Source organism: Streptomyces sp. NPDC050610, assembly GCF_040654875.1.
Classification (GTDB): Bacteria; Actinomycetota; Actinomycetes; order Streptomycetales; family Streptomycetaceae; genus Streptomyces.
Genome location: NZ_JBFAIV010000097.1, coordinates 1 through 1,406, shown reverse-complemented (window position 1 = coordinate 1,406; position 1,406 = coordinate 1). Strand labels below are relative to the sequence as shown.

Below are 1,406 nucleotides of genomic sequence, written 5' to 3'. Positions count from 1 at the left end.
GACACGATCTCCCGCTCGGACACGTACCCGTACGTGGACGTGCGTGAGGACGACGTGTCGATGGGCCACGAGGCGACCGTCTCCAAGGTCAGCGACGACCAGCTCTTCTACCTGATGAGCCGGGGCATGACGGAGTTCGAGGCGATGGCGATGATCGTGCGGGGCTTCGTCGAGCCGATCGCGCGGGAGCTGCCGATGGAGTACGCGCTGGAACTCAACCGGCTCATCGAACTGCAGATGGAGGGCTCCGTCGGCTGAGCCGGCCGAGAGCCCCGTCCGCCACCGAAGCAGTTCTCCGAGAAAGCGAGCAGTACGACAGTCATGGCCGACAACATCCCCGCCGGCGGCACCACGGCCGGATCGATCGAGGTGGGCACCACGACCGGTGGTCCCCAGCTCGCCGGTCCCGGTACCGGCCGCACCTCCGCGCACCCCGTCGACGCGCGGGTCAGCGCGCCCGCGTCCTACGACGTGGCCGACTTCCCGGTGCCGCACGGCCGCGAGGAGGAGTGGCGCTTCACTCCCCTGGAGCGGCTCAAGGGCCTGCACGACGGCACCGCGCAAGCGGGCGGCACCGTGGCCGTCACCGTCGAGGCGCCCTCCGGCGTGGCGGTGGAGTCCGTGGACCGCGACGACCGCCGGGTCGGCGCGACCGGCAAGCCCGTGGACCGCGTAGCGGCGCAGGCCTACTCCGCCTTCGAGAAGGCGTCCGTCGTCTCCGTGCCCAAGGAGACGGTGCTCGACGAGCCGGTCCGGATCGCCGTGCACGGCGAGGGCGGCACCTCCTTCGCCCACCTGGTCGTGGAGCTCGGCGCGTTCGCAGAGGCCGTCGTCGTCATCGACCACACCGGCGACGCGACGCTGGCCGCCAACGTCGAGTACCTGATCGGGGACGGCGCCAAGCTCACCGTCGTGTCCGTCCAGGACTGGGACGACAAGGCGGTGCACGTCGCTCAGCACACCGCGCTGGTCGGCCGGGACGCCTCCTTCAAGTCCGTCGTCGTCACCTTCGGCGGCGACCTGGTGCGCCTCCACCCGCGGATCGTCTATGGCGGCCCCGGCGGCGAGGCCGAGCTGTTCGGCCTGTACTTCACGGACGACGGCCAGCACCAGGAGCACCGCCTCTTCGTCGACCACGACGCCCCGCACTGCCGCAGCAACGTCACGTACAAGGGTGCGCTGCAGGGCCGCGGCGCGCACGCGGTGTGGATCGGCGACGTCCTCATCCGCGCCGGGGCCGAAGGCACCGACACCTATGAGCTGAACCGCAACCTGGTCCTCACCGACGGGGCGCGCGTCGACTCGGTCCCGAATCTGGAGATCGAGACCGGCGAGATCGTGGGGGCCGGGCACGCCTCGGCGACCGGCCGGTTCGACGACGAGCAGCTCTTCTACCTGATGGCGCG

General features: G+C 70.9%; 2 protein-coding genes. Both read left to right on the top strand.

The annotated features are described in order from the left end of the window. Window positions 1-258, top strand: a 258-nt coding sequence (locus tag AB0I22_RS39755) for a SufD family Fe-S cluster assembly protein (RefSeq protein WP_363135901.1), incomplete at its 5' end; no start/stop codon positions are given. 63 nt (window positions 259-321) lie between these two features. Then, window positions 322-1,406 (top strand): SufD family Fe-S cluster assembly protein (locus AB0I22_RS39750; protein WP_363135911.1); only part of this gene is annotated, 1,085 nt, incomplete at its 3' end.